The following is a 25,594-nucleotide window of genomic DNA, read 5'->3' as shown; positions in this document are numbered from 1 at the left end:
GTGAAAAACCCATAACAAAAAGCATCATAAGTTGACCAAAAGTAGCCGTACAGCCAAGCAATTGGTCGCGGCAGGTAGGACTGTTTGAGCCAGTCAAAACCCCTTTGGGGCAGAACAAACATTGCGTAGTCTGCTTATAGCAGGCATAGCAATAAGTAGGTGGTTGCAATTAAATATAAAATGTGGGATGGGCTTCTAGCCCGTCAACAGGCTAGAAGCCTGTTCCACTATCTAACAATTAATTAAGCCTACTTACTTATCAGTTCAGAATCCTGGTTTTTCAAAGCCAGGAGAGTTCAACAAACCTCGACGCTTAATTGATCAAACTAACTCATCAAACTTAAAATTGAGCATAGGGCATGGAGAATTCATCTTTCCTTGCCCATAATTTTATCAGGTTCAGTTAAGCGCGTATCTACGCATCTAAGCAAGGAAATTTCTCCACTGATCATCCTGATATCTAATGTATTGCTCAATCATTCCTGTTGATTTGGGAAAAACTCGGAAGTAGCAAAAGCCAGGTTTGTACCATTGACACAATCCCCGCCCTAGAAGGTTGGAGATTCTGGGTTAAAACAGCGATAGCAGGCGAAAGCCCGTCTGATATCGCCTCGCCCAACAGACAATGCCCTGCCTGTTTCTGCTATTCTATCAGAAAGCCGTCCTAGAAGGACGGGGAACCTCAAACCCATTTCTGTGGTAATTAAGGGTGTCTGGTACATTCGCTGTTTCTGGTGCAGCGCAGCTTTGATAATTAGCAGTGATGAAACAAAGTTTCTAGGTAAACACGGGCAGCACGGCGATCGCTATCTCCATTTTGCAGCAAAAATAGTGACAGGGCTGCTGTCAAGACTCGATTTTGATCCCAATCTGGATGGGTTTCTAAATAGTTTTTGAGGGAATCATGAAGAGTTTCGGGAATTTCAGTAAAAATACTAACTGTTGCGTTCATAGTTTTCCTTCTCCAAGGTGAGTCAAGAGCGGTGATTGCTTGCAGTGAGGCAGTTTCAGACAACATCCCCACTGATATCTCAGGTCGATTTTGATGTGAGCGGTCGAACCAACTATAAAACCCGGCCGCATCATTGTGCGACAAGAGGGGGTAGGTTTGTCAATGCTGCGAAATGTTAAAAACGTTGGTATAAAAAATAAATGTCAACGTCATCATTAGGGTTTGAGCCAATTTTTTGTAACATTACTTCATAAAAACTCAGTTGGTTGAGCTTCTACATACCCTGAGTGAAAAATCCCCAATAAAGTGGCAAGAGCCTATTCATTCGTAGAGCAGCTGTGGAAAACTGTCAGAACACCTGTGGAAACTCTGTGGAATCGGTGAGGAAATTTTCAGCTAATGATAAGAATTACAAAAATCTTGGTATTGATGCACAGGGCATTGGGCATTGGAATTTTCTCCTCCGTTCCTCCGCTCCCTCTGCTCCCCTACTCCCCTACTCCCCTGCCTCTCTACCGTCGGCGTTCTTGTAGTTTCCGATAAACTGCTTTTAAATCGACTTGATGGTGAGCCAAAGCCACCATTGTATGGTATAGCAAGTCTGCCACCTCACCGGCGATCGCCTCTTGGTCATCATCCTTAAAAGCCATCACCACTTCCGCCGTTTCTTCACCAATCTTCTTCAAAATCTTGTTATCACCCCCTGCAAATAACTTACAGGTATAGGAACTTTCTGTAGGGTGATCCCGGCGATCGCATATCACTTGGAACAACTGCGACAAAGTATCCCCTGGTGGTGCAGTAATTTTCCCATCTACTTGATGAAAACAACTGCGCTCACCCGTATGACAGGCAATATCTCCTATCTGCTCCACCCCTATCAGCAGAGCATCACTATCACAGTCATAACGAATACTTCGCACCTTTTGGATATGTCCAGAAGTCGCCCCCTTATGCCATAATTCCTGACGGGAACGACTCCAAAACCAAGTTTCTGCTGTTTCTAAAGTCTTTTGTAATGACTCTTGATTCATCCACGCCATCATTAAGACCGTACCATCCAAATAGTCTTGAACTATTGCTGGCACTAAACCCCGTTCATCGTAGCGGATTTTTTCCACGGGGATGGCCTTGTGTAATGAATCTGAATCGGTAGAAAACATACCAGCTAATTTGCTCTCATAAAAATGATCCCTGGTTTCACGATATCATTAAAGAATAGGGCAACTGGCATGATTTTTTCCTACAGTAAGATTTTCACTTCTGTAAAACCGCATCCTTTGCCATAGCCGACTGGATTCTGACAGCACTGAGTGCAACCTGGTGAGCTTTTTCTACTTCACCGTACCAATGAATAGCCGAGTTATAAGCAGCGCGGTAAAGGTCTTGGTATGCCTCAGATAGTTGGTTACGGATCTCTAAAGGCAAGTCTTGATTCGACTTGTATAACATATTGTTATTTTTTGGTTCGTTTAATTCTATACGATAGAAATTCTGAGGGATTTTTAACCCTATCCTAAGATAGAGCTTTTTTTGAATGCCCACGTTAGGAGAGAACCTTGGTAAATACAACGATTAAAACCACCAAATCACAAGAAATTTTCGCGTCTGCCCAAAACCTCATGCCAGGAGGCGTTAGTTCCCCAGTCCGTGCCTTTAAATCTGTAGGGGGACAACCCATAGTTTTTGATCGGGTGAAGGGTGCTTATATCTGGGACGTAGACGGCAACCAATACATCGACTATGTAGGGACTTGGGGGCCGGCTATTTGTGGTCATGCCCATCCAGAAGTAATTAGCGCACTCCATGATGCTTTGGAAAAAGGTACTAGCTTCGGTGCGCCCTCATATCTAGAAAATGTCCTGGCAGAAATGGTGATTGATGCTGTTCCTAGCATCGAAATGGTGAGATTTGTCAACTCCGGTACAGAAGCTTGTATGGCTGTATTGCGGTTGATGCGAGCTTACACCAACCGCGAGAAAATCATCAAGTTTGAAGGCTGCTACCACGGACACGCTGATATGTTCCTGGTGAAAGCTGGTTCTGGTGTAGCCACCCTCGGTTTACCTGATTCCCCAGGTGTGCCTAAATCAGCCACTAGCAACACTCTGACCGCCCCTTTCAATGATTTAGAAGCCGTCAAAGCTTTATTTGCAGAAAACCCTGATCAGATTGCCGGTGTGATTCTAGAGCCGGTGGTGGGTAATGCTGGCTTTATTACTCCCGATGCTGGCTTTTTAGAAGGTTTGCGGGAACTAACTCACGAGTACGGCGCGTTACTCGTGTTTGATGAAGTGATGACAGGCTTCCGCATTGCCTATGGTGGCGCACAAGAAAAATTTGGCATCACACCGGATTTAACAACTTTGGGTAAAGTGATTGGTGGCGGGTTGCCAGTGGGAGCTTATGGCGGTCGTCGCGATATTATGTCGATGATTGCCCCGGCTGGCCCTGTGTATCAAGCAGGAACTCTGTCAGGTAATCCTTTGGCAATGACGGCGGGGATTAAAACCCTGGAATTACTACAAAAGCCAGGTACTTATGAGTATCTAGAACGGATTACTAAACGGTTAGCAGACGGTTTGTTGCAAGTTGCTCAAGAAACTGGTCATGCAGCTTGTGGTGGTCACATCAGTGCCATGTTTGGTTTATTCTTCACCTCTGGCCCTGTGCATAACTACGAAGATGCCAAAAAGTCAGATACAGCTAAATTTGGCCGCTTCCATCGCGGGATGTTAGAACGCGGTGTTTATTTAGCACCTTCTCAGTTTGAGGCTGGTTTTACCTCTTTGGCTCACACTGAGGAAGATATCGACAAGACTATTGCGATCGCCCGCGAGGTGTTATCTAGTCTGTAGATTGCCACTGCTGCTGTTCATAATTATTCACAACCCTGTCCAGTTTTGGCCAGGGTTGTTGATTTTGTTTAACAGCCACAGCCACCGTGACCGCAGCCTTTGATAGTTTTATGTCCTTCAGCACAACCTTCCGAGCAATAGTATTTGCCCTCTTTGCTGATGGCTTTGTCTAAAGAAACGATACATAAGCAATCCGGACAGGCGCACTTCATTTGGGTAACGGTTGTCATAGTTGGACTCCATTTGTTCTAGCTATTACACTATAACATCTGAACATATATTCATGTATTATTTACATAACTTAAGATACCTAGGGAACAGGGAACGGAGAGGAGGGAAGCGTTTCCCGTTGCTGTGAACTATTTCCCCAAGATAAATGGAAGCCGTTCCCCGTTAAGGTGTTGGTATAGCCGCTCGGTCAGCAAAAATTATTTCAGCAAATATACGTAGACGCAATTCCAGAGGCTGAATTGAAGAAAGTCGATCATGTCGGTTACTTAAGTAAATAAATCAGGCGATCGCGGTTGTAGATGGCAGGCGAAAATATATACTCGACACGACTGGTTAACATCAGTATAATAAGTTATTTGATTGGGAGCATCGTTTTCAGTAATTTAGATTCAACTTTAGGAACTCTTCAAAGGATTTCCCGCAAAACTTACCTAGTAAGAACAGAGTTGAAATATCAATAATGGAAACAGAGTATAACGCTCCCCGTGAATATTCGTGCAGCGAGTTGACAGTGCATGAGCTATTGCATAAATCCCACCTGTCCCAATCCAGAGAATGTAGCATATAGCCAAAGGTGTCAATCTTGTGGCTCGCAACTACTGTTGCGCGATCGCTATCGGGTGTTGAAGCCATTGGGTCAGGGTGGCTTCGGAGCGACCTTTTTAGCCCGTGATGAAATGTTACCAGGAGAACCAAGTTGTGTAATTAAGCAACTACGTCCTTTAGGAACAGCACCACAGGTTTTACAGATGGCGCGAGAACTGTTTGAGCGAGAAGCCAAAACCCTAGGCACCATTGGTAATCATCCCCAATTACCCAGACTGTTGGACTATTTTGAAGCACAAGAACAATTCTATTTAGTTCAGGAATATATTAGTGGTTCCACCCTGCAACAAGAGGTGAAACTGAATGGCACTTTTAGTGAAGCTGGTGTCAAGCAATTCTTAAGCGAAACTCTACCATTACTACAATACATTCATGATCACAAAGTGATTCATCGTGATATCAAGCCAGCTAACTTAATTCGCCGTACTCAAGATGCCAGAATGGTACTGATTGACTTTGGCGCAGTCAAAAACCAAGTTAACCAAGCAGCCACAAATCAATCAGGACATACAGCTTTAACTGCTTATGCCATTGGTACTCCTGGTTTTGCACCTCCAGAGCAAATGGCCATGCGTCCAGTCTATGCTAGTGATATCTACGCCCTCGGTGTTACCTGCGTATATCTCATGACGGGTAAAACACCTAAAGATTTAGATTACAATCCCACCACGGGTGAAGTGATGTGGGAACATTTAGTACAAGCCAGTGACCACCTGATCAATGTCCTGCGGAAAATGTTAGAAGTCTCCGTCCGCAATCGCTACAAGTCAGCCAAAGAAGTTCTTAGAGCATTGGAGATCGAGCCGTATTTAGACAGTTTAGCTAGTGGATTGCTAGTTCAAACAGAGGCTAACAATAAAAGCCACACACACCATCGTCCAGAAAATTCTGCGGTTTTATGTAGCAACCCTTCGGCTGCGGCTACTGGTCTAGGAGTATCACAGGTAGCCGCAGCAATTCGGGCTAGGCGAGCCAAAATTGCAGATAACACGCGATTAGACGCAGGCGGTATGCGACCAGGGATTTCCGGAGGTAAATCTACATCTGTCGGGAACAGTCACAGCAATGGTTCACATAGTCAAAAATCTAAAGTTGCACGCCGACTGGATACCCAAACTTTACTCACAGCCTATTTAAAAGGTAGACGAGATTTTGCTCTACACAATTTAAACTTGCTCAACCTCCAAGGTGCTGATTTATCAGGAACAAATTTTCATTCTTCTCAATTACAACATACGAATCTGCAAGGAGCTAATCTCCACAATACTGATTTTGGTAGAGCTAGTCTGACTCGTGCCAATTTAAGGGACGCTAATTTAAACAAAGCTTACTTCAATCATGCCGATTTAGAAGGAGCAGACCTCAGAGGCGCAGACCTGAGCAATGCTTATTTGACTCATGCTAATTTGCGGGGAGCAAATCTCTGTGGTGCTAATCTGACTGGGGCAAAAATTTCTGATGAACAATTGGCATTAGCCAAAACTAATTGGATGACAATACGTCCCAATGGTAAGCGAGGCTTGTTGTAATTTGAAAATTGCCAGTGAGTTTTTTAAATTAAGTATATTTTCAGTTGTCATTGAGAAATTATTATTATAACTAGCTGGTTTTGGTAAGTATCATTAGCGATTATTTTGGACTACAATTTGATGATTTCAGGATTTATACTAATTCTATGTCAGGTTGCGTCTCATATATTCCGTAGAGACGTTACATCATAATGTCTCTACAGTCGCCACGCCAGCTAATTAAAAACGGTATAAGTTTGATATTTGATCGGGAGTATGGACAAAAGTTGTTGGCATTTCTGTTTGGCTGACATATTTAAGTATTTATGCAGTATTCTATTAATTTTGGGATACACGAAATAGAGGGAATTTGCAGCCAACCAAACTTCCGAGAAACATAAAAAAGTTTTGTGGCATTAATCTGTTGGAATTATGAGAAAAATTAATAGTTTATTCAGTTAAAATTTACTTTTCTTAAGAAAAAATATCTGTTAAAATTAGATTATCTACCTTTAAAATGTAGAGAAAATAATCACAATTTTTGTTAAAAAATGCTTTTTGATATTTCTAGCTGTACAGACTATTGGAGAAAAACTTAGTCTCAAGTTGGACAAATTGACAAATCCTTGATAACTGCTAAAATTCCGTGGTTGTCAACAGATCAAATAGTTTTTCCTGATGCTGGTTTGTAGTGCAATATTCTTGACCAACATCAGCAACTAATATGTCTCGATTTCACCATATAAGAGATATAAGTTATGATGACGAAATTACATAATCAAGAACTAGAAAGACGATTAAGTTTGTATCAGGTATTTCTGTCTTTGTATGAACGACATGGCAATCTTTTAGATGAAATTCTTCAGCTAGAAAATTTGTCTCAGTCATCTGTGAATGGTGTCAAGCCACTGTATGTGCAGGGTGTAGTCGATGATTCATCTGTTTATGTGATTACTAACCTGTGTGAGCATCAGACACAAACTTTACAACAGGCGCAGCATCTTTGGACAATAGGGCGCGATCGCAGCAATGGTATTTGTACTCAAGAGCCGCATTTATCCCGTTGTCACGCCGCCATTCAGTATGTAGAAAATCAAGGCTTTTATTTAGTTGATTTTAACAGTACAAATGGTTCATTTGTCAATGGTGAACCTGTATATCAGCCAGTTAAACTTAAAGATGGCGATCGCATTCGTTTAGCTAGCTTAACCTTTGACTTTTTTTTAAATCAAAAACGCCGCGTTTTACCAGAATTATCCACCAACTTACTCACACAAATATTACCCCCAGTAGCCAATCAGCAAACAACTGCATTAAATCATATTTCTGTTTCCCAGGAATGTAAATGTGAAAAGACTGAAGACACTGTACAAATTGAGCTAGATTATATTAGCGTGGGCAGGGGGGAATCTGGAAAACATAACGTTATTCAACAAAAAAAGTCAGAAATTTTAGAGAGATTTTTCTCATCAACCAATAACGGCTAAGAAGATGTTTGAAAATCCTGATTGCTGACAGTTCGTAGTAAGTGATTCTAGCCCTTTTATTAGGACTAAAGTCCTTACTACAAACCCTTCATTATTTACGCCTATTTTTTGAATTTTAGACTTGCCCAAGTTACCGGCTGTTCACTTTCCGCTTCGCCTTCATCCACAGCATCCCCCAAACTCAACTGCTTAACTTTTTCCCTAATTTTGGCAATATCACCTTGACTAGCTGCTTCTCTTAAATCCCGTTTTAAACGAGCATTTTTAATAGCTTCTTCAGGAGAACGGGAACTGGTATCAAAACATTTTTCTAGGCTATCGTAAATACCTATACGCTTTGATTTCTTGCGAAATTGGTATTCTGTGCTTAACAATTTTGCCATCAGTTCCAAGTGCATAGCATCACCTGCACAGATTTCTTCTAATACAGCCCACTCATCCCTACCTAAGAGATTTTGGTCAGCACCAGGGCGTGGATCTTGGAATTTTTCACCAGTCACTTCTTGATAAATTCTGGGTAAGCTATCGTCAAATTCGTGTTTTTCTTCTAGCCATATCCGGCGAATTTCACTCATTTCTTCGATAGAAATCAGGGTGATATCGCGCATATTTTCTGGTGCTGTACTGCGAATTTGTTTTTCTGCTTCTAACAAGCGTCTCAGCCAATATTCGCGCCAGTATTTTGTATAGGGACCATGAATTGGTTCAACAGAAATTTTACCATCCACATTTCGCTCAAATAGTTGAACCTCTCCCCAGATGCGGCGAAAATCTCTTTTATCACGATCATCCCTAATATCTAACTCATTACGGATATCTAATAGAGGCTGCATCCATTCTTTTTCTTCATCATTTTGAATCATCGCCTCCATTGATTTATCTTTATTAACGATTGTACAAACCCAGCAGCCAAACCGAGAATCACCACAGCTAGGGGTAGAAGTATCAACAACTAAGGGACATTCATTATCAGCTGTTGCACCTCGATACATAGCAAATAAATCTTTATTACTATATCCCCAAGGATTTTGCCACTGATTAAGATAAATCCAAACTTCATCGGTACTCCAATCTTCAATAGGCAGGTAAATCAGTGAGTTAGGACGGTTAGGATTAGTATTTATATGATCACGTATCCGCCATTCTCGATGTTTAGCCATTGTGATAGCGCGTTTAATGCTTTCAGCTTTGCGAGTACCTAAAACAAGAATTACTTCTCCATTAGCTTGAATGACCTCACGAATAAAGCCGTCGGTGGGTTTAATTTTTAGTCTTTCAGTACACCAACGCATACGATTACGCGGTGCTGGGTAGCCTTTGCCTATTAAGTTAACCCAAAAGGTGTCTTTCACTGCTGGATATAGTAAATGAGCATACAATGGCATTCCTTGCTCTTTTGCAGCGACTTTCATCTGTTCTAGAGAGTTACGTACCCAAACAGAAACTATGGGATTTTCTACTAACGTATCAGTTGTAATAACGTGAATGGGCTTAGTTCGCTTTTCCGGTGGAAGTCCTGCGATCGCATTCCAGATCAGCTGTAAAGTAGCAGTGCTGTCTTTTCCACCGGAATAGCCTACAACCCAAGGTATCGCATCTAAACAATACAATTCTTGAATTTCAGTGGTCAAAGCTTGGATATATTCCACTAACTCTGCTACAGTACGTTTCTGCTGACCTTTTTTTTCTGGCTGCTGTGCTGTACTCATTTCTCCCTACCTCTGGACACATCGGCGTTACTTAATTTTTGATCTTCCACTCAAAATCATTAGCGGCTAAACCTAGGCAATTCAACTGTCCTGGTGGCTAATAGGTTTTTAAAAATTGCTTTATTAGTATCTAATTTTTTGGATAATCTAACTACACTACCTTACATTGTTTTTAAAAATTAACATGAACGACAGTGCATCTCATCCCACGGCCGAAATTACCAGCGAGTATCTAGAACGAGAAAACAAGGAAAAACAAGTCTTATCATTACTTTTAAGCAACTTTTTAGCCAAAAACGACCATATTTTGGTTCAAAAGACCGAAATGGGCGGAACAGAGGCTTATGTGGGTTCTGTGACTTTAGAATGGTTTGCGGGTAGGGTTCACTTCGCTTCTGGTTTACCCTTACTGCAAAAAAAATACAATCCAGATACGGATAATATTGAAATTGACGCGGATAGTATCGATGAAATTCAACAGCGTCCCCTAGACTGGTCGCGTCAAGCACCCCTAGTTCAGTATTTGGCTGCCAGAAAAAATCATAAATTTCCCCCAGTCTTAGTAGTAATTAATCAGCCTTGGGTGGATGACCTGAAAGCGACTGAGTGGGATGGAGAGGGACGCGCCAGAAAGTCTACAACTGATTTCACACCATTAGATAAAGATGGTCAGGTCGGATTACTCAATGTTTCTCAGGAGAATGTCACCATTTACGCGCTAGATGGTCAACACCGACTCATGGGAGTACAGGGGTTGATGGAGTTAATCAAAACTGGCAAACTCCAACGATATAAAAAAGATAAAACGGCTGATGATAATTTTATCACAGTATCAGATTTGATAGACAAATATCAAGTAGACCCTGCTTACTTACAAAGTTTACCCAAGGAAAAAATTGGAATTGAATTTATTTGTGCGGTGAATTCTGGAGAGACTCGCAGCGAAGCCAGACGCAGAGTCAGATCAGTTTTTGTTCATGTTAACTTAATGGCTGCACCCTTAACTAAAGGTCAGTTAGCACAGTTAAATGAAGATGATGGTTTTGCAATTGTAGCGCGAAAAATTGCGGTAACTCATCCACTCTTGGAACAACGACCAAATCGTAAACCTCGCGTGAATTGGAATAGTGCCACAGTGGCAACGAATGCGACTGTTTTGACGACGCTACAAGCTTTGCAAGATATGTCAGAAAGATATTTGGTTCACAAGTTTCCCCATTGGAAACCTTTTGAGAAAGGCTTAATTCCCATGCGTCCAGAGAATGAGGAAATTGAGCAGGGAATTGCAGAATTCAGCAAACTTTTTGATAATTTGGCTAACTTACCTAGTTATAAAATTTTGGAACATGAAGATACACCTGTTTTAAGAAGATTTAGCTTTGAAAAAGGTGGCGGTGAAGCTAATATACTTTTCCGTCCTGTGGCACAAGTTGCTTTAGCGCAAGCTTTAGGATTTTTAGTATTTAGAAAGGGGTTGACTCTGAGCAGCATTTTTAAGAAGTTGCGGAAATTTGACCAACAAGGGGGCTTTAGTGGTATGGAGTATCCCCAGTCTCTTTGGTATGGTGTATTATATGACCCGAATAAAAAACGAGTGCAGGTTTCAGGTAAGGAGTTAGCTGCAAAGTTATTAATTTATATTCTGGGTGGAATAGATGATGCAATGGAACGGGCTGAACTTCGTAAAGCTTTGGCTAATGGTAGGACTGTAGAAGATAAAACAATTAATTTTTTTGGTGAGTTTGTAGAACCAAAAGAAGTAGGACTTCCACCTATTCTGTAAATATTTACGTATTTACACTGAGTATTTTATATTGCGTGTAGCAAAAACTTAAATGTATAATTTAGTTAATTTCCTGTTGGACACATACACCAATTAAGCTTTCCGTAGAGGGCTGGAAAAACTAATGCCTACAAAAATCACAGCTCCTTTTTTTGCTACCGCAGCTTGTCAAGCATACAAAGAAGATAAAGAGTCAGGTAGAGTAATTTGGAATTTGACAGTTCCTGTATGCCAAATACCTAAAGAATTACCTCTTGACCCAAATGCTAGATTAGCCAACGAAAATCGGCGTACTGTCAAGAGTATGTTGGATACCTTAGCACAAAAACCAGAAGAGTTTATTTTTTACAACAACGGAATTTTAATTGTTGCGGACTCTATTCAGGTTAAAGATCATGCTGTAGGTGGAGGTTTCGAGATTGAGCTTTTACTGATTAGCCCTGATGAGGGACAAGAAGATAATTTTATAGGTAACGGCATTGTCAATGGTGGACATACATATACTGCTATTATGAAAGCCCGCAGCTATTACGAGAAATTGAAATCAAAAGTTACCAAACCAAAACTCAATCAACAAACTGGTAAACCTGACTATTCAGAATTAGAAGATGCAAGTGTACAAATCTTTGTGCTAGTAAACATCAGCCAAGATGAAATATCAAACATCAGTAGGTATCGTAATACCAGTGAGAGTGTTGAAGAGTTTAGTCTTAAGAATTTGGCAGGAGAATGGGACATCATTGAAGAACACCTTCCTTCAGAGTGCAAACCTTATGTAGCTTTCAGAGAAGGAGGCAATAAACCATACGATGTGACTGACTTAGTTCGTCGTCTTGCTTGCATTAACAACAAAATATATCCTTGGCAGGCTTCAGACGGTTCTCGTAAAAATCCTAGTGCTACCTTCACCGCATACGGCACTCTTATTAGAAAGTGGAAAAAGGACGACTTTGTTGAGATAGTCCCTCTACTAAAAGATATACTCTACATTGAAGAGCGTCTTCGTCATGTATATGATACACGAAAAGGATTAAGCAAATTAAAATGCGTTGAAAAAAAGACTTATTTATTTATTACAGGTACGGAATTTAATCACACCCTTCCTCTTCCTTTTGTATTTCCTATACTTGCAGCTTTCCGCGTTTTTATCAAAGATGGAAAGTGGGAGAAGCCTGTAGAACAGTTATGGGATAAAATGGGCAATACTCTTATAGATAATCTATTAACTGCCTACAAAAATGAGGGACGGGGGAATCCTGCTTTTTTTGGACGTTCGGCTTCAACATGGTCTAATCTTCTTTTAGTTCCTATGCAGTTAAAGCTGATGGAATAAACACTCACAATTTTATAAGCTCTATCCCTATATAGGGACTAAGGACTGAAAAGGGATAGAGCTTGAATCTTTCTTACCCTTGAAATATATTTTGGCGATGCCACTGCAACGCTTCTAATTCTGGAAAGTATTGCTCTTTTGCTGGTAGAAGTAGGCTTTCGCCATGAAAAACTTTCATAGGTTTAGCGTGGGGAGATATTTCTTTTAATTCCTTGCTAACAACAATTTTGTATTGTTCATCAGCAGTAAACCAACCACGGTCAAAAGCCCAATGGTGATTTTTGCAAAGAGCAATACCATTGTGAATTCTACTATCATAAAATTGAGCAAATGGTTTGATGTGTGCGCCGTCTACAATATTTTGATTTGCGGCTTTAGTTACTCTGAGTCCGCAAAAAGCGCATTTGTAATCATAAATATGGACAATGCTTTTTCGGAAAAAAGCATTTCTAATGAGTGTACTTCTTAAACTCCGTTTAGGATGAGATTCAGAATTGAGAAAGTCCTTACTTACTGTTTCGTATTTGAAATTTTCATTTTGAAATTTTTCGTTAATGTTAATAATATATTCTAAAATATTTTCTTCATCAGAAAACCAGCTTGATACAATAGCATCAATTAACTCTCTTCTGTACAAATCATCTTGGATTAAAATAAATAGCTCATCATCCAAATACGCATAATTAACATCTTCTCTAAGTTTAGGAATTGTTTGTGGACGACCACCGTCATATTCAGAACTGTACTGAAGATGCCAAAATTTACATTTCTCGTTTTTTAAATGAAAAAAAGGAAGTGCAAAATCACTACCTTTAAAAGAGTTATTAGTGGTTAATTCCCAATAGGTTTTAAATGTTTCTATTAAATCATCTGAAATACTAATTTGATTATTTTTAATAAACTCTTTTGATATAAGTTCTATGACAGATAAAATTAATACAGGCTTATTAAGAGCATCACCTTTCTTCTGGCTCTTATAAACCTTTAATTTAGAAAAACAGTTACAATAATAAGCTAAATTGTGTTCCCGAAGTGAATTATAATATTTTATCATTTTGACTGTTCAGTATATCAATATAAATAAATAATTTATGTTTAGGTATTTAAAAACAACAATTAATGAGACATAAATTTACTCAGATCAAATTCACCTTCATAATTATCTTGAAATCTTTCAGAACAAAGAAATAATAAAATTCTCTCTAGGTAATCTACTGCTCCTCTGAGTTCAATTTGTAATATTTCAAGACCACCGTTAGCATATTCTTCAAAAACACAATTGCGAATGTTGCTATTGTTATTCTCATTAAAAGAAAGAATGTTTATATCTTCAGTTTCATTAATAGCTAATAAGTTGATTAACGCATCATATCCCCTGACAATAAACTGTTCTTGAGGAATTGGTGATGGTTCTCGTTTAGAAATTTCGCCTAAAGGTACGCGCTTTTGATGCTTTGCACCCAACGCAGCAGCAAACACAATCACATCAGCAAAAGTTTGAAAAGGGCCTGTACCACCATCTGAAAAGGTTAAGGCTTTCACTAAATCTGCTTTATCCTTAGCAACCCTGATTCTACCCGTTTCTACCATGATGTTGTTAATCGCTTTGTTGTAATCGTAACATAAGCATACAAGAATAGCCAATACTTAACTAGACATTTTATACTAAGTGAAAAAGCTTTAGCATCGCTTACCGTAGGTATCGCCTACATGAGTAAATCCTGTAAGTGCATAAGTCCTCATCCATATTGAAGATTAAAAGTTAGTTGAAATCCTACCTGTGGTTAGAAGCTGAATCAAGTCATAGGAATTAATTTGTTAAGTACAGTTAACTTTGACCTTGGATGCTTGGTTTGAGCAAGTGCAGACACAAAGGGACTTCCAGATGAAAAATGTCCAAAATGTAGGGTGCGTCAGTATGAGAAACCCTAGCGATACCAAGACAATATTCATCCTGACGCACCCTACTAACAGTCGATTTGGATAGTTTACATCTTGCACCAGTTGCTTTATTGCAATTAAAGTCAGGCGATGCACTGCTGAAAATACTACGGTTATTGAGAATGGTGCAAGATATCAGATAGTTTATTTTTTGGTGTTCCCAAATATTCTGCCATCAAATTGCATAGACCATTTAGACAACTCTCCCTGGCTTCACTTTGGTTTAAATTAACTTATTCACTTGTTTGAGAGAGTGTTATATGCAAAAACAAAGCAGTCAAAAAGATTATTTTCGGAAATATCTTTCCCTTGCGCCAGTTCTAGCGGTGATTACCATCTCAATTGCATTTTCTATCTGGGCAATTTTTAATTTTATTTTCCCTGATCTTCTGTTCCATCCTATGCCCTAAAATATGAAAATTTAATTTAGCTAGTTGTGACTGGATGAGGCAAAACCGGCGGAGAATTCAAAATTACAAACTCAATCAGCTTCAGGTGGGCATTGCTGGCAACTTCAAAATAAGTGTCTGAGCTACTATTAAGCAATGCCCACCCTACAAACTCAATCAGCTTCAGGTGGGCATTGCTGGCAACTTTAAAATAAGTGTCTGAGCTACTATTAAGCAATGCCCACCCTACAAACTGCGTGTTTGCGCGAAATTAATTACTTTTACCAATCCCTTTCCACTGCCACAATTTCTGTGTATTCAAACTCATTCGGACTTTGTTTTACCAAAGGATATCTTTTCCCTGCTAACTCAATATAATCTTGTTCACAATCAGGTTTAGAAGAATAATAAGTCAATACATATTCCCTGCCAATTCTGTCTAACATTTCTGCCTCAACTTCACCGCGCCACTGAGTTTTAGTTACTAACACAATTAACTGATTCGCTAATTTAGGTAAAGTTTGAGCGATGCGCCGACGATGAGTTTCATCTAAACTGCCAAAGGGTGAATCCATGACAATGGGAAAGGTACTACTATCGGGAACGGTTAAAATTTTCCGCCTTTCACTCCACTCGCGCACTTTATCAATGATGCTGGCGATAAATGATAAACTGAGAATTTGATTTTCTCCGGTAGATGCTGCAACTGGTGCTTCTAATCCTGATGTATTTTCAACTAACGTTAATTCATACTTATCGCTAATTTTGGGTTGATAAGGTGTGAACGAAATTGCTGTAAAAATCTCTTGTAATCGCTTTTCTAGTTGCAACCGAAATTGCTTTTCTTGACGGTTTCTGACTTCGGTTAATCTTTCAATTGCATCTTGTGTGGCATTCATCCGCCGTTGTGCTAATAATTGCTTTTCTTCGTTAAGTTTCTGTTTGGCGATTTGTTTGATTAAAGCATCAATTTCTGTTTGCAGATGGGAGAGTTGCTGTTGATTTGCTCCTTGCTCGCGGTTTAATTCGTCAATTTTATTTTCTATTTCATCTAACCGTTTTTGTAAACTGCTAATTTCTTCATTGGCATCTTTTCGTAAACGTTCTTGAATATTATGTAATTCGAGTTCAATTTGGGAAATGTTTTGGCGTAAATCATTAATTCTTGCTTGTTCTCTGTCTACTTCTTCCCAAAAAGCTGTGGCTTGTTTGTCGATTTCGTCTACTTGCGCGCTCATGCGAATTGCTGTTTCTTCTACTGATGAGGAACCAGCTTTTTCTAACCACTTGCTGACATTGATATGAGCATGACTACCATTATGTAATTCTGCACCACAGATACAGCGTTGAGAATTGAGTAATTCATGGACAAATTCCCGCGAAATTCCTGATGTTAGTTCACCTCGCTGTTTTAATTCGTGGATAATTGTCCGGAATTTGGCTGTGGTGTCTGGGAGTAAAACGGTGTAACCTCTGGCGGAAATAATTTTTTTGAGTGCTTCTCTTGTTTGTCTGAGGTTGTCTTGGTGTGATTTTTTCTGTGTTTCTAATTCTTGTCGTCTTTCTTGCAGTTCTTTAGCTGCACTCAGTTCATGTAAACGATTACCTGTTTCTTTTTTTAAGGTTTGTTGATGTTCTAATTCTTGGATAATTTCTGTTTGTCGGCTGTTGATGCGTTCAATTTCTTGTTGAATTTTTTCTTGTTCACGCAATAATTGTTTAATTTCTGAGTCGCCAATGGCTTTTAGTTCGTTATCTAAACTTTTTTTGGCTTCTCCCAGGTGTCTGATAGAACGGTTAATGACTTCTACGCCTAAGAAAATCTTGATGGCTTCTGCAATTTCGGCTTTTTTATCAGAACGGACTATTTCTTCGATGCGCTCACCGTCAAAGAAGAAATATTGATGTAAACTGACTGGTAAAATCTGTCCGATAATTTCTTCTGGTTGCTGATTGGGGTATAACCATCTGCCATCATCCCCAGCTATTTGCATGAGTAATTCTGTTTTGGTGACGGCAAAATCAGTTTTGTTTTTATACACCCGACATTGGCGTTTGACGTTGTAGCGTTTACCTTCGTGTTCCCAGTTGATTTCTACCCAACATTCTACTGATTGACTGGGTTTGGCTTCGGCGATCGCTCGTTTATTAACTAACTGTTCTGTGGATGCAAAGGCTGCACTAAACTTCTCATATAATACCCACGTAAACGCATTTAGTAAACTGGTTTTACCTGCGCCATTATTGCCGTAAATTACTGTGGTGTTGAGAACATCTCCCCCAGAAATGATGATTTCTGGTGTCTTGCCATAAAAAGAGCGAAAGTTACACAGCTTTATTGAAGTTAGCTTCATTGCACCGCTTCCTTCACAATCTTCAAAATATCTTCATTGATGGGGCTATTACTTTTTCTATCTAGTCGGCTTTTTTCTAAGTGCCATACTCGCTCAATAATTTGCCGCACCTCCGGCGGAGCATTCACAATTGGCTCTTGCACATCGTCAATATTTTGCTCTGGCAACATCTTGTGGGTTTTTAATAGCGTTTATTTTTATTTTAACTGCCTTAACCTCTGCTGTTAAATCCGTGAATTCACGATGCCGCTATTTGCTAACTCCCTCAAATGTGCGTCAAATTTTTCAGTTTTTTTTGCAAAAATCTGGTTTATTTTGGTTCTGATTTCTGATATGATAAAAATTCCAGAGTGATTCTATTATAATCGAATGTAAGCAAAATTTTTAACGCAAGTTACACCCCATTATAATAAAGACATTCTTATCTTCTCACACAACGCACCATCAACCACAACTACTTTAAAAAACTTTACAAAAATTGTTCCACAGTTGTTGAGTTCCCAGTCCCTAGTCCCCACTCCCTAGTCCTCACTCCCAATCACATCCGATAAAGTATGCAGTAAATCTTGAGCGGTGTAGGGTTTAGAGAGAAAAGTGGCAGCACCTGCCGCAATTGCTTTCTGCTCGTTAGTGGGTAAACCACTGGTGGCGATAATCTTGACGTTGGGGTTGATAGTTCGCAGGGTGCGGATAGTGGTTAAGCCATCCATGTTGGGCATGAGCATATCGAGCAAGACAGCACTAATTTCTGGCTGATATTCCACATAGAGAGCGATCGCCTCAATACCATCTTCAGCTAGAATAGTTTGATAGTTATAATCTGTAAGGGTTTCCTGTGTGGTTTGTTTAACTATCTCTTCATCATCAACAATCAAAATTAACTCACCGTTACCTCTTGGCAAAGCTGTATTTATGGTTGACTCGGTTGCTGTTCCTGTGGCTATGGGGAGAAATATCTCAAATGTAGTCCCTTCGCCTACTTGACTGGATACCTCCACAAAACCGCCATGATTTTTCACGATACCTAAAACCGTTGACAACCCTAACCCTGTACCTTTGCCGACTTCTTTTGTGGTAAAAAACGGATCAAATATGCGCTCTAAAAATTCTGGAGCAATTCCCGTTCCGGTATCGGCAATGGTAACAACAATGTAACTGCCTGGTTGCGCTTCTAGGCGCATTCGGGCATAAGTTTGGTCAATGACGCGATTTTCGGCAGTAATTCTGAGTATACCACCATTGGGCATCGCATCACGGGCATTAACTGCCAAATTCATCAACACTTGTTCTAATTGAGTGGGATCAGCTTCTACCATCCATAGTGTACTTGTAGGAATATCAGTAATAATTTCAATCGATTTAGGAAAAGTCTGCTGGATAACTTTGACTAATTCTTTGAGCAAATGTCCAGGTTGCAAAAGGATGCGTTTACCTTCTGTACCACGGGCAAAGGTGAGAATTTGTTTAACTAAGTTTGCTCCTCGTTTAGAACTATTTTCTAATGTTTTAAACAGTTCTTGAGTCCGCGCATCCACATTTTTACATCTTAAAGGCAACAATTGAGCAATCATGGTAATGGGAGCAAAGACATTGTTAAGGTCGTGAGCAATCCCACTAGCTAGAGTTCCTATACTCTCTAGGCGTTGAGCGCGGTAAAATTGTTGTTCTAGTTGTTTTTTTTCGGTGATGTCGGTGTTGACTACGAGGATAGATTGAGGTTTTCCAGATGTATCACGTACTAATGTCCAGCGACTAGCAACGATAATTTCTCTACCAGTTTTGGTGATTTGCTCTAACTCCCCTTGCCAAGAACCTTGTGCGATGGTGGCTTTTAAACCTGCTTGCAGTTGAAACGAGGATTCTTTGTCAAACAGTTGATCAGCTTTTTTACCCAAGCTTTCTTCTACTGTCCAACCATATAATGTTTCTGCCCCTCGATTCCAGAATAAGATATGATTGTCTAAATCGTGGACAAAAATGGCATCGGTAGCCACATCAATTAAAGCTGCTTGTTGTTGAATTTTTTGTTGTGCTTGTTTGCTTTCAGTAATGTCTGTAGATATGCCACAGACAGCGTAAGGGTTTCCGTCTGCATCCAACAGGGGAAACTTCACGGTTAAATAAGTATGTAATCCATCATCAAGTTCAATCACTTCCTCAAACTGCAAAGGTGTTCTAGAAGTCAGGACATTTTGATCATTTCTGGTTAAGGCTTGAGCAATGTCAGGAGGGAATACTTCAAAGTTAGTTTTATGTTTGACTTGCTCTCTGGTTACGTACAGGGTGTTTTCAAATGCAGAGTTTACCAGAAGGTGCCGCCCGTGGATATCTTTAACATAGATGACAGCCGGAGAATTATCTATAATTGCCTGTAGCCGTTGTTCGCTGGCTGTCAGTGCTGCTTCTGTTTGTTTGCGAGTGGTGATGTCAATATCTACCCCAATCATTCGCAGGGGTTGACCAATATTACTATATAAGACTTTACCATTGGCTCCCGCCCAGCGAATTGTACCATCAGGTTTGACTACTCGAAACTCAACTCTATATTCAGGTACTTGTGCATTAATCGCTTGCTGAATCGCATTTTCGACTAATTCACGGTCTTCTGGATGGACGAAATGAAAAAATGATTCCCACTTGCCGTCAAATGTACCACTATTTATACCAAATAAAGCAAACAAACTTTCAGACCAAATAATCTCATTTGTTTGCAGATTCCAGTCCCAAGTACCGGCGTTACCAGCCCACAGCGCGAGTTGTAGCCATTGTTCGCTTTCGCGACAAGATGTTTCTGCTTGTTTGCGCTCCTCGATTTCCTGTTGCAAACTGAGATTTAGTTGCATGAGTTCGGCTGTACGCTCCGCCACCCTTAATTCTAGCTTTCGTTGAGTTTGGCGTAGTAATTTTTCTACCTGACGGCGTTGTGTAATTTCCTGTTCTAGTTGAATGGTTTGCTGTGAAACTTTGGCTTGTAAGGCTTGGATAACGCTGACGATTTCTACAGGATCAAGCACTTGTAGAAGGTTGGTTTGTGTTAGCACTCCTTGCAATTCACCTTGTTCTCCGACTACGGCTAACCGCCTGATTTTTCGTGCTTGCATCAACTGGTGAACAGTCCATAATGATGCGGTGGGAGAGATAGTTAAGACAGGGGTACTCATCACCGCTTGCGCTGGAGTTTGGGCTATATCTAGTCCCTGTAACTGTACTTTGAGAATATCTTTCTCAGTTATCATCCCCACTGGCATCAGTTTTGTTTCCTGTGGGGTGACAATCACAATACAACTGATGCGGCGATCGCTCATCTCATGCGATAATTCCAATACAGATGTCGTTGGTAGCGCATGAACCACTGCTGTCTCCATCACCTCTGTCACACATCGCAGTTTCAGCAGGTGCGCTGGTTGGAGAACTTGACGAATTCTGTCTTGGCAAATCAAGCCGAGCAATTGTCCTTGTTCATCTACTATCGGTACATGACGAATGCGATGCTGACGCATGAAAGATAAAGCTTGCAGGGCGTTTTCTGCTTCAGCCAAAGTCAGGCTAATAACTGGCTGTGCCATCACTTCAGCAATTCTTACCCTGGATAAATCAACCCCTGCCGCCGTTAGCCTGACTACATCCCTTAAAGTAAATATACCTAAGACTTGCTTTTGCTCAACTACTAAAACACAACCACTGCAATCAGATGCACTGCTGTTTACCTGATTCATCAGAGCGATCGCATCAATCAGTAGTGTATCTGGTAAGACAGTTAAAGGATTACATTCCAGTACCTGTTCTAATGTAGGCAAATCCACAGAATAAAGTGATTGCATTAGTTAAACTGTTCAGTTAAAGCAATAAATAAATGATTTCAAAAGTTCAGCACAAAACCCAGTTAAAAATCTTGAATCCTCCAGCCAGATGGCAAAATTTAGCTTTTTAGTTAAATCAAACTTTTGTTTAAATTTGTGTTGATGTACTTTTAGCGAGTTTATCTGAGTATGAACCAAATGAAATTTGTTTAAACTTTATCTAACGTTTTTACATGTAAATTTAAAGCATCTTCATGAAGCAACCATCTGAGATGAATTTTTGATTAAATTATTCACTTGTTTTTAACTAACAGAACTTCTGCAACTGACACATTGGTAGGCTGTGTCAGATGTCAAACCTAAGTTTATTTGCAGCATTTATGTAGGCTGGCGCACCCTGCATATAGATATTTAGGGTGACACTTGCGTAAATCCTCACTAAATGCCCTACATCGATTATACAAATATTTCTTATGCTAACAATTAACTCGCTGGTAACTGATAAATATGGCAGCTACTAATTAAATGTCAAGTAAACCATAGCGTTTTTGCAAATTCAGCAACTTAATGCGGGCTTCCCCAGCATTATCAGCCAAATCAGCAAATTCGACAAACCGACGTAACTCTTTTCTTAACAGATTGCGTTCTACTTCTAGAGTTTCCCGGTCTAAATCTGGTGGTAAAACAATCATATCAAAAATAGTCGCCCTGTCTTTATTGGGGTGAGGACGCAAAACTCTGCCGCGTCGCTGAATAAATTGGCGAGGGTTTCCAGAACTTGACAAAATTACCGCCGTTTGAATTGCGGGAATATCCACCCCTTCATCTAAACAACGAATAGCGACTAAACCCTGTAATTCGCCATTTTCAAATTGATGACGTAAGGTTTCTCTTTCTTGTAAGGGAGTGTGGGCGGTGTATGTACTCACCTTATACCCTAATTCTACACCTAATATTTTGGCAACGGCTTTGAGTTGACGGAGAGATGAACGTTGTCCTGTATCTGGCGAACCATCACTACAATAAAAAAGTGTATGGGTGGTATGGCGACGAGTTTGCATTAATTGACGCAAAGCTGTTAATTTATTAGCTGCTGCGCCAATTAATCGCGCCCTTTGCATTAATAATGGCTTTAAATCTTCGTTATCTTCTAAATTAGAGAAATTGCCGTTTTCTCGTTCGCGATATAAGAGCGATCGCCCGATTTTTTTAGTTAACTTTAAATAAGCTATACTTTCCGCTTCCGTCAAATCCACAAGTATAGGATAATACAAATAATGCACCAGAGCATTTTGAGCGATCGCATCCTGTAAAGTAAATTCTGGTTGTAAAACCGGGCCAAAATAATCAAATAAAGATTGTGTTCCTAAATCATCAAAATATCTTTCGGGTGTGGCAGATAAAGCCAGTCTCAACCCCACACTGCGAGGTAAACTTTCCTCTAGCTTAGGCGCACCTAAATTATGAGCTTCATCCCCAATAATTAAAGTTTTAGCCGGAAAATACTTGATTTGTGATTGCAACCCCTCCCCAATTAAGGTAGAATTAGTAGTGATAACTGTGACAAAACTTTGAGAACCAGAACGCAGATTGTAAAGTTGTGTAGACAGTTGACTTTGCCAATTGCGGACAGTTTCAAAAGCTAAAATTGGTTGTAAATTAAACTTTTCACATTCTCGCGCCCATTGGGTGACAAGATGACGATAGGGACACACTACCAACAAAACTTGTAAGTTAATTTGTTGGTAGAGTTCACAAGCTATAGCCAGTGCAGTGATAGTTTTACCGCTACCAGTCGCCATTTTCAGGGTACCTCTGCCGTTATTAGCAAACCAGTTAGTCACGGCTTGTTGCTGATAGGGGCGTAATTGCAGAGATGCTGGCATTCTAGGGCATCCTGGTAGGGGCTGAGTGTGATAACTACCCTTACTCTCTCCGACAACAGGTAACTTTAATCGGAAAGAGGAAACTGGCTGCACTGGTTTTAGCTTCAGGTACATAGCAATTCAAAATTCAAAATTCAAAATTCAAAATGAAAGAAATACTGGGGAATGGGGATGGGGTATGGGGCATCGATGCACTGGGAAATATTCTCCCTTGTCTACCTTGTCTACCTTCCAGTCCCCAGTCCCTTCCAGCCCCCAGTCCCTATTTACACATAACCACGCCAAACGCCTACGAGTGAACCTTGTACTTCTACCTGCATGGCAGACACTTCGATGGGGTTGTATTTGGGGTTGGCGGGTTTGAGGGTGACGCGATCGCCACTGCGATAAAAACGTTTTAAAGTAGTACCGTAGCCGTCAACTCTCGCCGCGACAATGGTGCCATTTTTTAAATTATCAGGTTCGGGAACTGGACGCAGAAACACCAAATCACCGTCACTAATTAAATCTTCAATCATGCTGTCGCCTGTTACCCGCAACGCATAGGTTTTGGCAGGTAAATCAAAATTATTAAAGTCGATATGGTCTATAGCATCGGTAAATGGTTCGATTAAACCACCAGCCGCGATTGTACCCAAAACTGGCACACCTTGCTTCATCGGGTGCAGAATCCGAATAGTTCGCGCCTTGCCTTCCGTCCATTCAATATAGCCTTTGGTGCGTAAATGTTCCAAACGACTTTGAATTGGTGCCGGCGATTTTAAATTCATCGCTTGCATCATTTGCCGAATTGAAGGAGAATGCTGGTTAATGCGGATATATTCTACCAGCCATTCATAAAGTTCTTGTTGCGCTTGTGTTAGCCTTTCCATAAAATCAAAGGGAAGTAAATATAAATGTCCCTAGAACATTGGTACTATAAAAACTTGAGAATAACAAGATAATAATCAAAAAATCAAAGGCAAAAGAAACAGAACTTATCTTTCTTTTGCCTTGATTTTTATGACCATTGATTGATTACTCTGCGCCTAAAATACTAGCTAGCAAAGCTTTTTGAGCGTGTAATCGATTTTCTGCCTGATCCCAAACTCGTGATTGAGAACCTTCGATAACTTCTTCGGTAATTTCTTCACCACGATGGGCAGGTAAACAATGTAAAACAATGGCATCATCAGCAGCAAGACTGAGCAACTGTTGAGAAATTTGATAAGGTTGAAAAATCGGAGTGCGATCGTCTGCTTCCGCTTCTTGTCCCATACTTGCCCAGACATCGGTGTATAGTACAGATGCACCTTTAGCGGCTAATTCTGCATCATGAGTTAGTAAAACTTCCGTTTTGTCAGATGCGATCGCCCGTGCTTGTTCTACAATATTGGCATTTGGCTCATATCCTTTAGGAGTGGCAATTCTCACATTCATCCCTGCCAAAGCACAACCTAACATTAAAGAATTAGCAACATTATTACCATCGCCAACGTAAGTCAAAGTCAGCCCCGAAATTGTGCCGAAACATTCCTGTACAGTCAACAAATCGGCTAATATCTGACAGGGATGCTCTAAATCTGTCAGCGCATTAATCACAGGAATCTTGGCATAATCTGCAAAAGTTTCCAACTCCTGTTGTGCAAAAGTGCGAATGGCCAGAATATCTAAATAACGATCTAAAACTCGTGCTGTATCCTGTACTGGTTCACCCCGACTCACCTGTGTCACATTAGGGTTAAGATCAATGACTTGTCCACCCAGTTGATACATCGCCACAGTAAAACTAACTCTTGTCCGAGTCGAGGCTTTAGAAAACAATAAACCCAGTACCTTATTACACCGTAACTGCAACTGTTGTGATTTCAATTGAGTCGCTAATTGTAGGAGTTCTTGAAGTTCTGTAGGATTCAAGTCCGCCAGACTTAACAAATCGCGTCCAAACAATGTTGCCATGCTTTTGAATCTGTAAAGAACAATTCTATACTGCTAGTCAAAAAAAAATACAGTTTGGCAACTGTACTCAATGTTTTTTCTTCAAGTCTAGGCTCTAGCTGATTTTGCTATGCCTATTAATTTATCAAGTTTGTGAGGTTTTGCCATCACTGATTTTTGAGAATTTCTACATCTTGGCAACGCTGGGGAGTGGGGGAAGTGGGGGAAGTGGAGGGAGAAGAAACTCCAGTCAACCATCAACCCTAGAGAAAAATCAAATCAGGACTAGACAAATAATTTTGTTGTGCTATAATTAGAAATCGGTGAATGATTCAAACGCATCACCTAATTTGCCAGCATAGCACAGTGGTAGTGCATCCGACTTGTAATCGGAAGGTCGTCGGTTCAAATCCGACTGCTGGCTTTTCAATCTGTACATTCGCAAATTAAATGTCGCTTTTCGCAATTTAGTGTCGGTTTTCTCAAATTGATGTCGCTTCGGCTATTTTTTATAATCAATTTAGTTATGCTAGGTTTTCGCACATTAATGTCGTTTTTTCCTTCTAGATTGTTACAGTGTTGCTTACAAGCAAGTGTTAACACAATAATATTACTTCAACAAGTGAATTGATGGTTGTGCAGAACCTAATTCTTACATATAAAAAATCAGAATTAAATAAGTTTTAATTTTTTGTTTTATGTTTTTAAGGTTTAATACGCTTACAAGTCGGATGCACCTTTCAACCCTACCCCATTTGACAAGATTTTTGTAGCGCAAAGACGGATAAACTAAGAGCGTTTTTTCTAGGATTGATTATCTAAGTCTTTCAACCCACCCCT

General features: G+C 40.1%; 20 protein-coding genes, 1 tRNA gene and 1 CRISPR repeat array (1 of these 22 cut by a window edge). Of the genes, 7 read left to right on the top strand and 14 right to left on the bottom strand.

Going from position 1 to position 25,594, the window contains the following annotated elements; translation table 11 throughout:
- Positions 1–548: 548 nt before the first annotated feature.
- The 4 genes from A3775_RS24325 to A3775_RS15415 form a co-directional block, all read right to left on the bottom strand.
- Positions 549–722 carry a hypothetical protein gene (locus A3775_RS24325; RefSeq protein ID WP_156481652.1) on the bottom strand — a complete coding sequence of 58 codons (174 nt, stop codon included), beginning with the start codon at positions 720–722 and terminating at the stop codon, positions 549–551.
- 32 nt (positions 723–754) lie between these two features.
- Positions 755–952, bottom strand: a complete 198-nt coding sequence (locus A3775_RS15425; protein ID WP_066374876.1) for a DUF2811 domain-containing protein — start codon at positions 950–952, stop codon at positions 755–757.
- 512 nt (positions 953–1,464) lie between these two features.
- Complete coding sequence (gene hisIE, locus A3775_RS15420; protein ID WP_066374777.1) at positions 1,465–2,115, bottom strand: bifunctional phosphoribosyl-AMP cyclohydrolase/phosphoribosyl-ATP diphosphatase HisIE; 651 nt, start codon at positions 2,113–2,115, stop codon at positions 1,465–1,467.
- Between the two features lie 94 nt (positions 2,116–2,209).
- Positions 2,210–2,404 carry a ChaB family protein gene (locus tag A3775_RS15415; RefSeq protein ID WP_066374875.1) on the bottom strand — a complete coding sequence of 65 codons (195 nt, stop codon included), beginning with the start codon at positions 2,402–2,404 and terminating at the stop codon, positions 2,210–2,212.
- A 107-nt stretch (positions 2,405–2,511) separates the two neighbouring features.
- On the opposite strand from A3775_RS15415, the gene hemL reads away from it, so the two are divergent.
- Entirely contained in the window at positions 2,512–3,810 is a 1,299-nt protein-coding gene (gene hemL, locus A3775_RS15410; RefSeq protein ID WP_066374775.1) for a glutamate-1-semialdehyde 2,1-aminomutase, read from the top strand.
- A gap of 68 nt (positions 3,811–3,878) precedes the next feature.
- Here the strand turns inward: hemL and A3775_RS23685 are convergent, their stop codons facing one another.
- Positions 3,879–4,040: a metallothionein gene (locus tag A3775_RS23685; protein WP_082803767.1), complete on the bottom strand. Its 162-nt coding sequence runs from the start codon at positions 4,038–4,040 to the stop codon at positions 3,879–3,881.
- Between the two features lie 516 nt (positions 4,041–4,556).
- Between A3775_RS23685 and A3775_RS15405 the strand changes: the two genes are divergently transcribed.
- Complete coding sequence (locus A3775_RS15405; protein ID WP_066374773.1) at positions 4,557–6,176, top strand: serine/threonine-protein kinase; 1,620 nt, start codon at positions 4,557–4,559, stop codon at positions 6,174–6,176.
- A gap of 737 nt (positions 6,177–6,913) precedes the next feature.
- Positions 6,914–7,642, top strand: a complete 729-nt coding sequence (locus A3775_RS15400) for an FHA domain-containing protein (protein ID WP_066425732.1) — start codon at positions 6,914–6,916, stop codon at positions 7,640–7,642.
- A gap of 101 nt (positions 7,643–7,743) precedes the next feature.
- Here the strand turns inward: A3775_RS15400 and dndC are convergent, their stop codons facing one another.
- A complete protein-coding gene (gene dndC / locus A3775_RS15395) occupies positions 7,744–9,351 on the bottom strand; it encodes a DNA phosphorothioation system sulfurtransferase DndC (RefSeq protein ID WP_066425726.1) in 1,608 nt (535 codons plus the stop codon).
- 184 nt (positions 9,352–9,535) lie between these two features.
- Here dndC and A3775_RS15390 point away from each other — a divergent pair, with 184 nt between their 5' ends.
- Together A3775_RS15390 and A3775_RS15385 are read left to right on the top strand one after the other, a co-directional pair.
- Positions 9,536–11,134, top strand: a complete 1,599-nt coding sequence (locus A3775_RS15390; RefSeq protein ID WP_066425724.1) for a DGQHR domain-containing protein — start codon at positions 9,536–9,538, stop codon at positions 11,132–11,134.
- 124 nt (positions 11,135–11,258) lie between these two features.
- Positions 11,259–12,467: an AIPR family protein gene (locus A3775_RS15385; RefSeq protein WP_066425721.1), complete on the top strand. Its 1,209-nt coding sequence runs from the start codon at positions 11,259–11,261 to the stop codon at positions 12,465–12,467.
- A gap of 73 nt (positions 12,468–12,540) precedes the next feature.
- Here the strand turns inward: A3775_RS15385 and A3775_RS15380 are convergent, their stop codons facing one another.
- Both A3775_RS15380 and A3775_RS15375 read right to left on the bottom strand, forming a co-directional pair.
- Positions 12,541–13,521 carry an HNH endonuclease gene (locus A3775_RS15380; protein ID WP_066425719.1) on the bottom strand — a complete coding sequence of 327 codons (981 nt, stop codon included), beginning with the start codon at positions 13,519–13,521 and terminating at the stop codon, positions 12,541–12,543.
- Positions 13,522–13,583: 62 nt separating this feature from the next.
- Complete coding sequence (locus tag A3775_RS15375) at positions 13,584–14,057, bottom strand: DNA phosphorothioation-associated protein 4 (protein WP_066425718.1); 474 nt, start codon at positions 14,055–14,057, stop codon at positions 13,584–13,586.
- Positions 14,058–14,668: 611 nt separating this feature from the next.
- On the opposite strand from A3775_RS15375, the gene A3775_RS23680 reads away from it, so the two are divergent.
- Positions 14,669–14,818, top strand: a complete 150-nt coding sequence (locus A3775_RS23680; RefSeq protein ID WP_082803766.1) for a PsaJ protein — start codon at positions 14,669–14,671, stop codon at positions 14,816–14,818.
- 260 nt (positions 14,819–15,078) lie between these two features.
- Here A3775_RS23680 and A3775_RS15370 read toward each other — a convergent pair whose 3' ends face one another.
- The 6 genes from A3775_RS15370 to argF all read right to left on the bottom strand — a co-directional run bounded on the left by A3775_RS15370 (position 15,079) and on the right by argF (position 24,775).
- Positions 15,079–17,151: an AAA family ATPase gene (locus A3775_RS15370; RefSeq protein ID WP_066374760.1), complete on the bottom strand. Its 2,073-nt coding sequence runs from the start codon at positions 17,149–17,151 to the stop codon at positions 15,079–15,081.
- Complete coding sequence (locus A3775_RS24710; RefSeq protein WP_197480173.1) at positions 17,148–17,321, bottom strand: hypothetical protein; 174 nt, start codon at positions 17,319–17,321, stop codon at positions 17,148–17,150. The genes A3775_RS15370 and A3775_RS24710 overlap by 4 nt, the downstream gene beginning before the upstream one ends.
- A 351-nt stretch (positions 17,322–17,672) precedes the next feature.
- On the bottom strand, positions 17,673–20,972 hold the full coding sequence (locus tag A3775_RS15365) for a PAS domain S-box protein (RefSeq protein ID WP_066425717.1): 3,300 nt from the start codon (positions 20,970–20,972) through the stop codon (positions 17,673–17,675).
- A gap of 500 nt (positions 20,973–21,472) precedes the next feature.
- Entirely contained in the window at positions 21,473–22,951 is a 1,479-nt protein-coding gene (locus tag A3775_RS15360; protein WP_066425715.1) for a DNA phosphorothioation system restriction enzyme, read from the bottom strand.
- Between the two features lie 152 nt (positions 22,952–23,103).
- Positions 23,104–23,709: a transcriptional repressor LexA gene (gene lexA, locus A3775_RS15355; protein WP_066374756.1), complete on the bottom strand. Its 606-nt coding sequence runs from the start codon at positions 23,707–23,709 to the stop codon at positions 23,104–23,106.
- A gap of 145 nt (positions 23,710–23,854) precedes the next feature.
- Positions 23,855–24,775 carry an ornithine carbamoyltransferase gene (argF, locus tag A3775_RS15350; protein WP_066374755.1) on the bottom strand — a complete coding sequence of 307 codons (921 nt, stop codon included), beginning with the start codon at positions 24,773–24,775 and terminating at the stop codon, positions 23,855–23,857.
- 331 nt (positions 24,776–25,106) lie between these two features.
- Between argF and A3775_RS15345 the strand changes: the two genes are divergently transcribed.
- A tRNA-Thr gene (locus A3775_RS15345) sits at positions 25,107–25,178 on the top strand.
- A gap of 400 nt (positions 25,179–25,578) precedes the next feature.
- A CRISPR array of direct repeats spans positions 25,579–25,594; the repeat unit is 37 nt; it runs 455 nt beyond the window's last position.

It is taken from the genome of Anabaena sp. 4-3 (genome assembly GCF_001597745.1).
Lineage (GTDB): Bacteria > Cyanobacteriota > Cyanobacteriia > Cyanobacteriales > Nostocaceae > Trichormus.
The sequence above is the reverse complement of the archived record's forward strand: the minus strand, read 5'-3'. Positions and strand labels throughout refer to the sequence as shown.

What these genes read in the sequence shown, in the direction of transcription:
- A3775_RS24325 (WP_156481652.1), bottom strand. Translation starts at nt 722, where the DNA reads ATGTACCAGACACCCTTAATTACCACAGAAATGGGTTTGAGGTTCCCC.
- A3775_RS15425 (WP_066374876.1), bottom strand. Translation starts at nt 952, where the DNA reads ATGAACGCAACAGTTAGTATTTTTACTGAAATTCCCGAAACTCTTCAT.
- hisIE (WP_066374777.1), bottom strand. Translation starts at nt 2,115, where the DNA reads ATGTTTTCTACCGATTCAGATTCATTACACAAGGCCATCCCCGTGGAA.
- A3775_RS15415 (WP_066374875.1), bottom strand. Translation starts at nt 2,404, where the DNA reads ATGTTATACAAGTCGAATCAAGACTTGCCTTTAGAGATCCGTAACCAA.
- A3775_RS23685 (WP_082803767.1), bottom strand. Translation starts at nt 4,040, where the DNA reads ATGACAACCGTTACCCAAATGAAGTGCGCCTGTCCGGATTGCTTATGT.
- A3775_RS15405 (WP_066374773.1), top strand. Translation starts at nt 4,557, where the DNA reads ATGAGCTATTGCATAAATCCCACCTGTCCCAATCCAGAGAATGTAGCA.
- A3775_RS15400 (WP_066425732.1), top strand. Translation starts at nt 6,914, where the DNA reads ATGATGACGAAATTACATAATCAAGAACTAGAAAGACGATTAAGTTTG.
- dndC (WP_066425726.1), bottom strand. Translation starts at nt 9,351, where the DNA reads ATGAGTACAGCACAGCAGCCAGAAAAAAAAGGTCAGCAGAAACGTACT.
- A3775_RS15390 (WP_066425724.1), top strand. Translation starts at nt 9,536, where the DNA reads ATGAACGACAGTGCATCTCATCCCACGGCCGAAATTACCAGCGAGTAT.
- A3775_RS15385 (WP_066425721.1), top strand. Translation starts at nt 11,259, where the DNA reads ATGCCTACAAAAATCACAGCTCCTTTTTTTGCTACCGCAGCTTGTCAA.
- A3775_RS15380 (WP_066425719.1), bottom strand. Translation starts at nt 13,521, where the DNA reads ATGATAAAATATTATAATTCACTTCGGGAACACAATTTAGCTTATTAT.
- A3775_RS15375 (WP_066425718.1), bottom strand. Translation starts at nt 14,057, where the DNA reads ATGGTAGAAACGGGTAGAATCAGGGTTGCTAAGGATAAAGCAGATTTA.
- A3775_RS23680 (WP_082803766.1), top strand. Translation starts at nt 14,669, where the DNA reads ATGCAAAAACAAAGCAGTCAAAAAGATTATTTTCGGAAATATCTTTCC.
- A3775_RS15370 (WP_066374760.1), bottom strand. Translation starts at nt 17,151, where the DNA reads ATGAAGCTAACTTCAATAAAGCTGTGTAACTTTCGCTCTTTTTATGGC.
- A3775_RS24710 (WP_197480173.1), bottom strand. Translation starts at nt 17,321, where the DNA reads ATGTTGCCAGAGCAAAATATTGACGATGTGCAAGAGCCAATTGTGAAT.
- A3775_RS15365 (WP_066425717.1), bottom strand. Translation starts at nt 20,972, where the DNA reads ATGCAATCACTTTATTCTGTGGATTTGCCTACATTAGAACAGGTACTG.
- A3775_RS15360 (WP_066425715.1), bottom strand. Translation starts at nt 22,951, where the DNA reads ATGTACCTGAAGCTAAAACCAGTGCAGCCAGTTTCCTCTTTCCGATTA.
- lexA (WP_066374756.1), bottom strand. Translation starts at nt 23,709, where the DNA reads ATGGAAAGGCTAACACAAGCGCAACAAGAACTTTATGAATGGCTGGTA.
- argF (WP_066374755.1), bottom strand. Translation starts at nt 24,775, where the DNA reads ATGGCAACATTGTTTGGACGCGATTTGTTAAGTCTGGCGGACTTGAAT.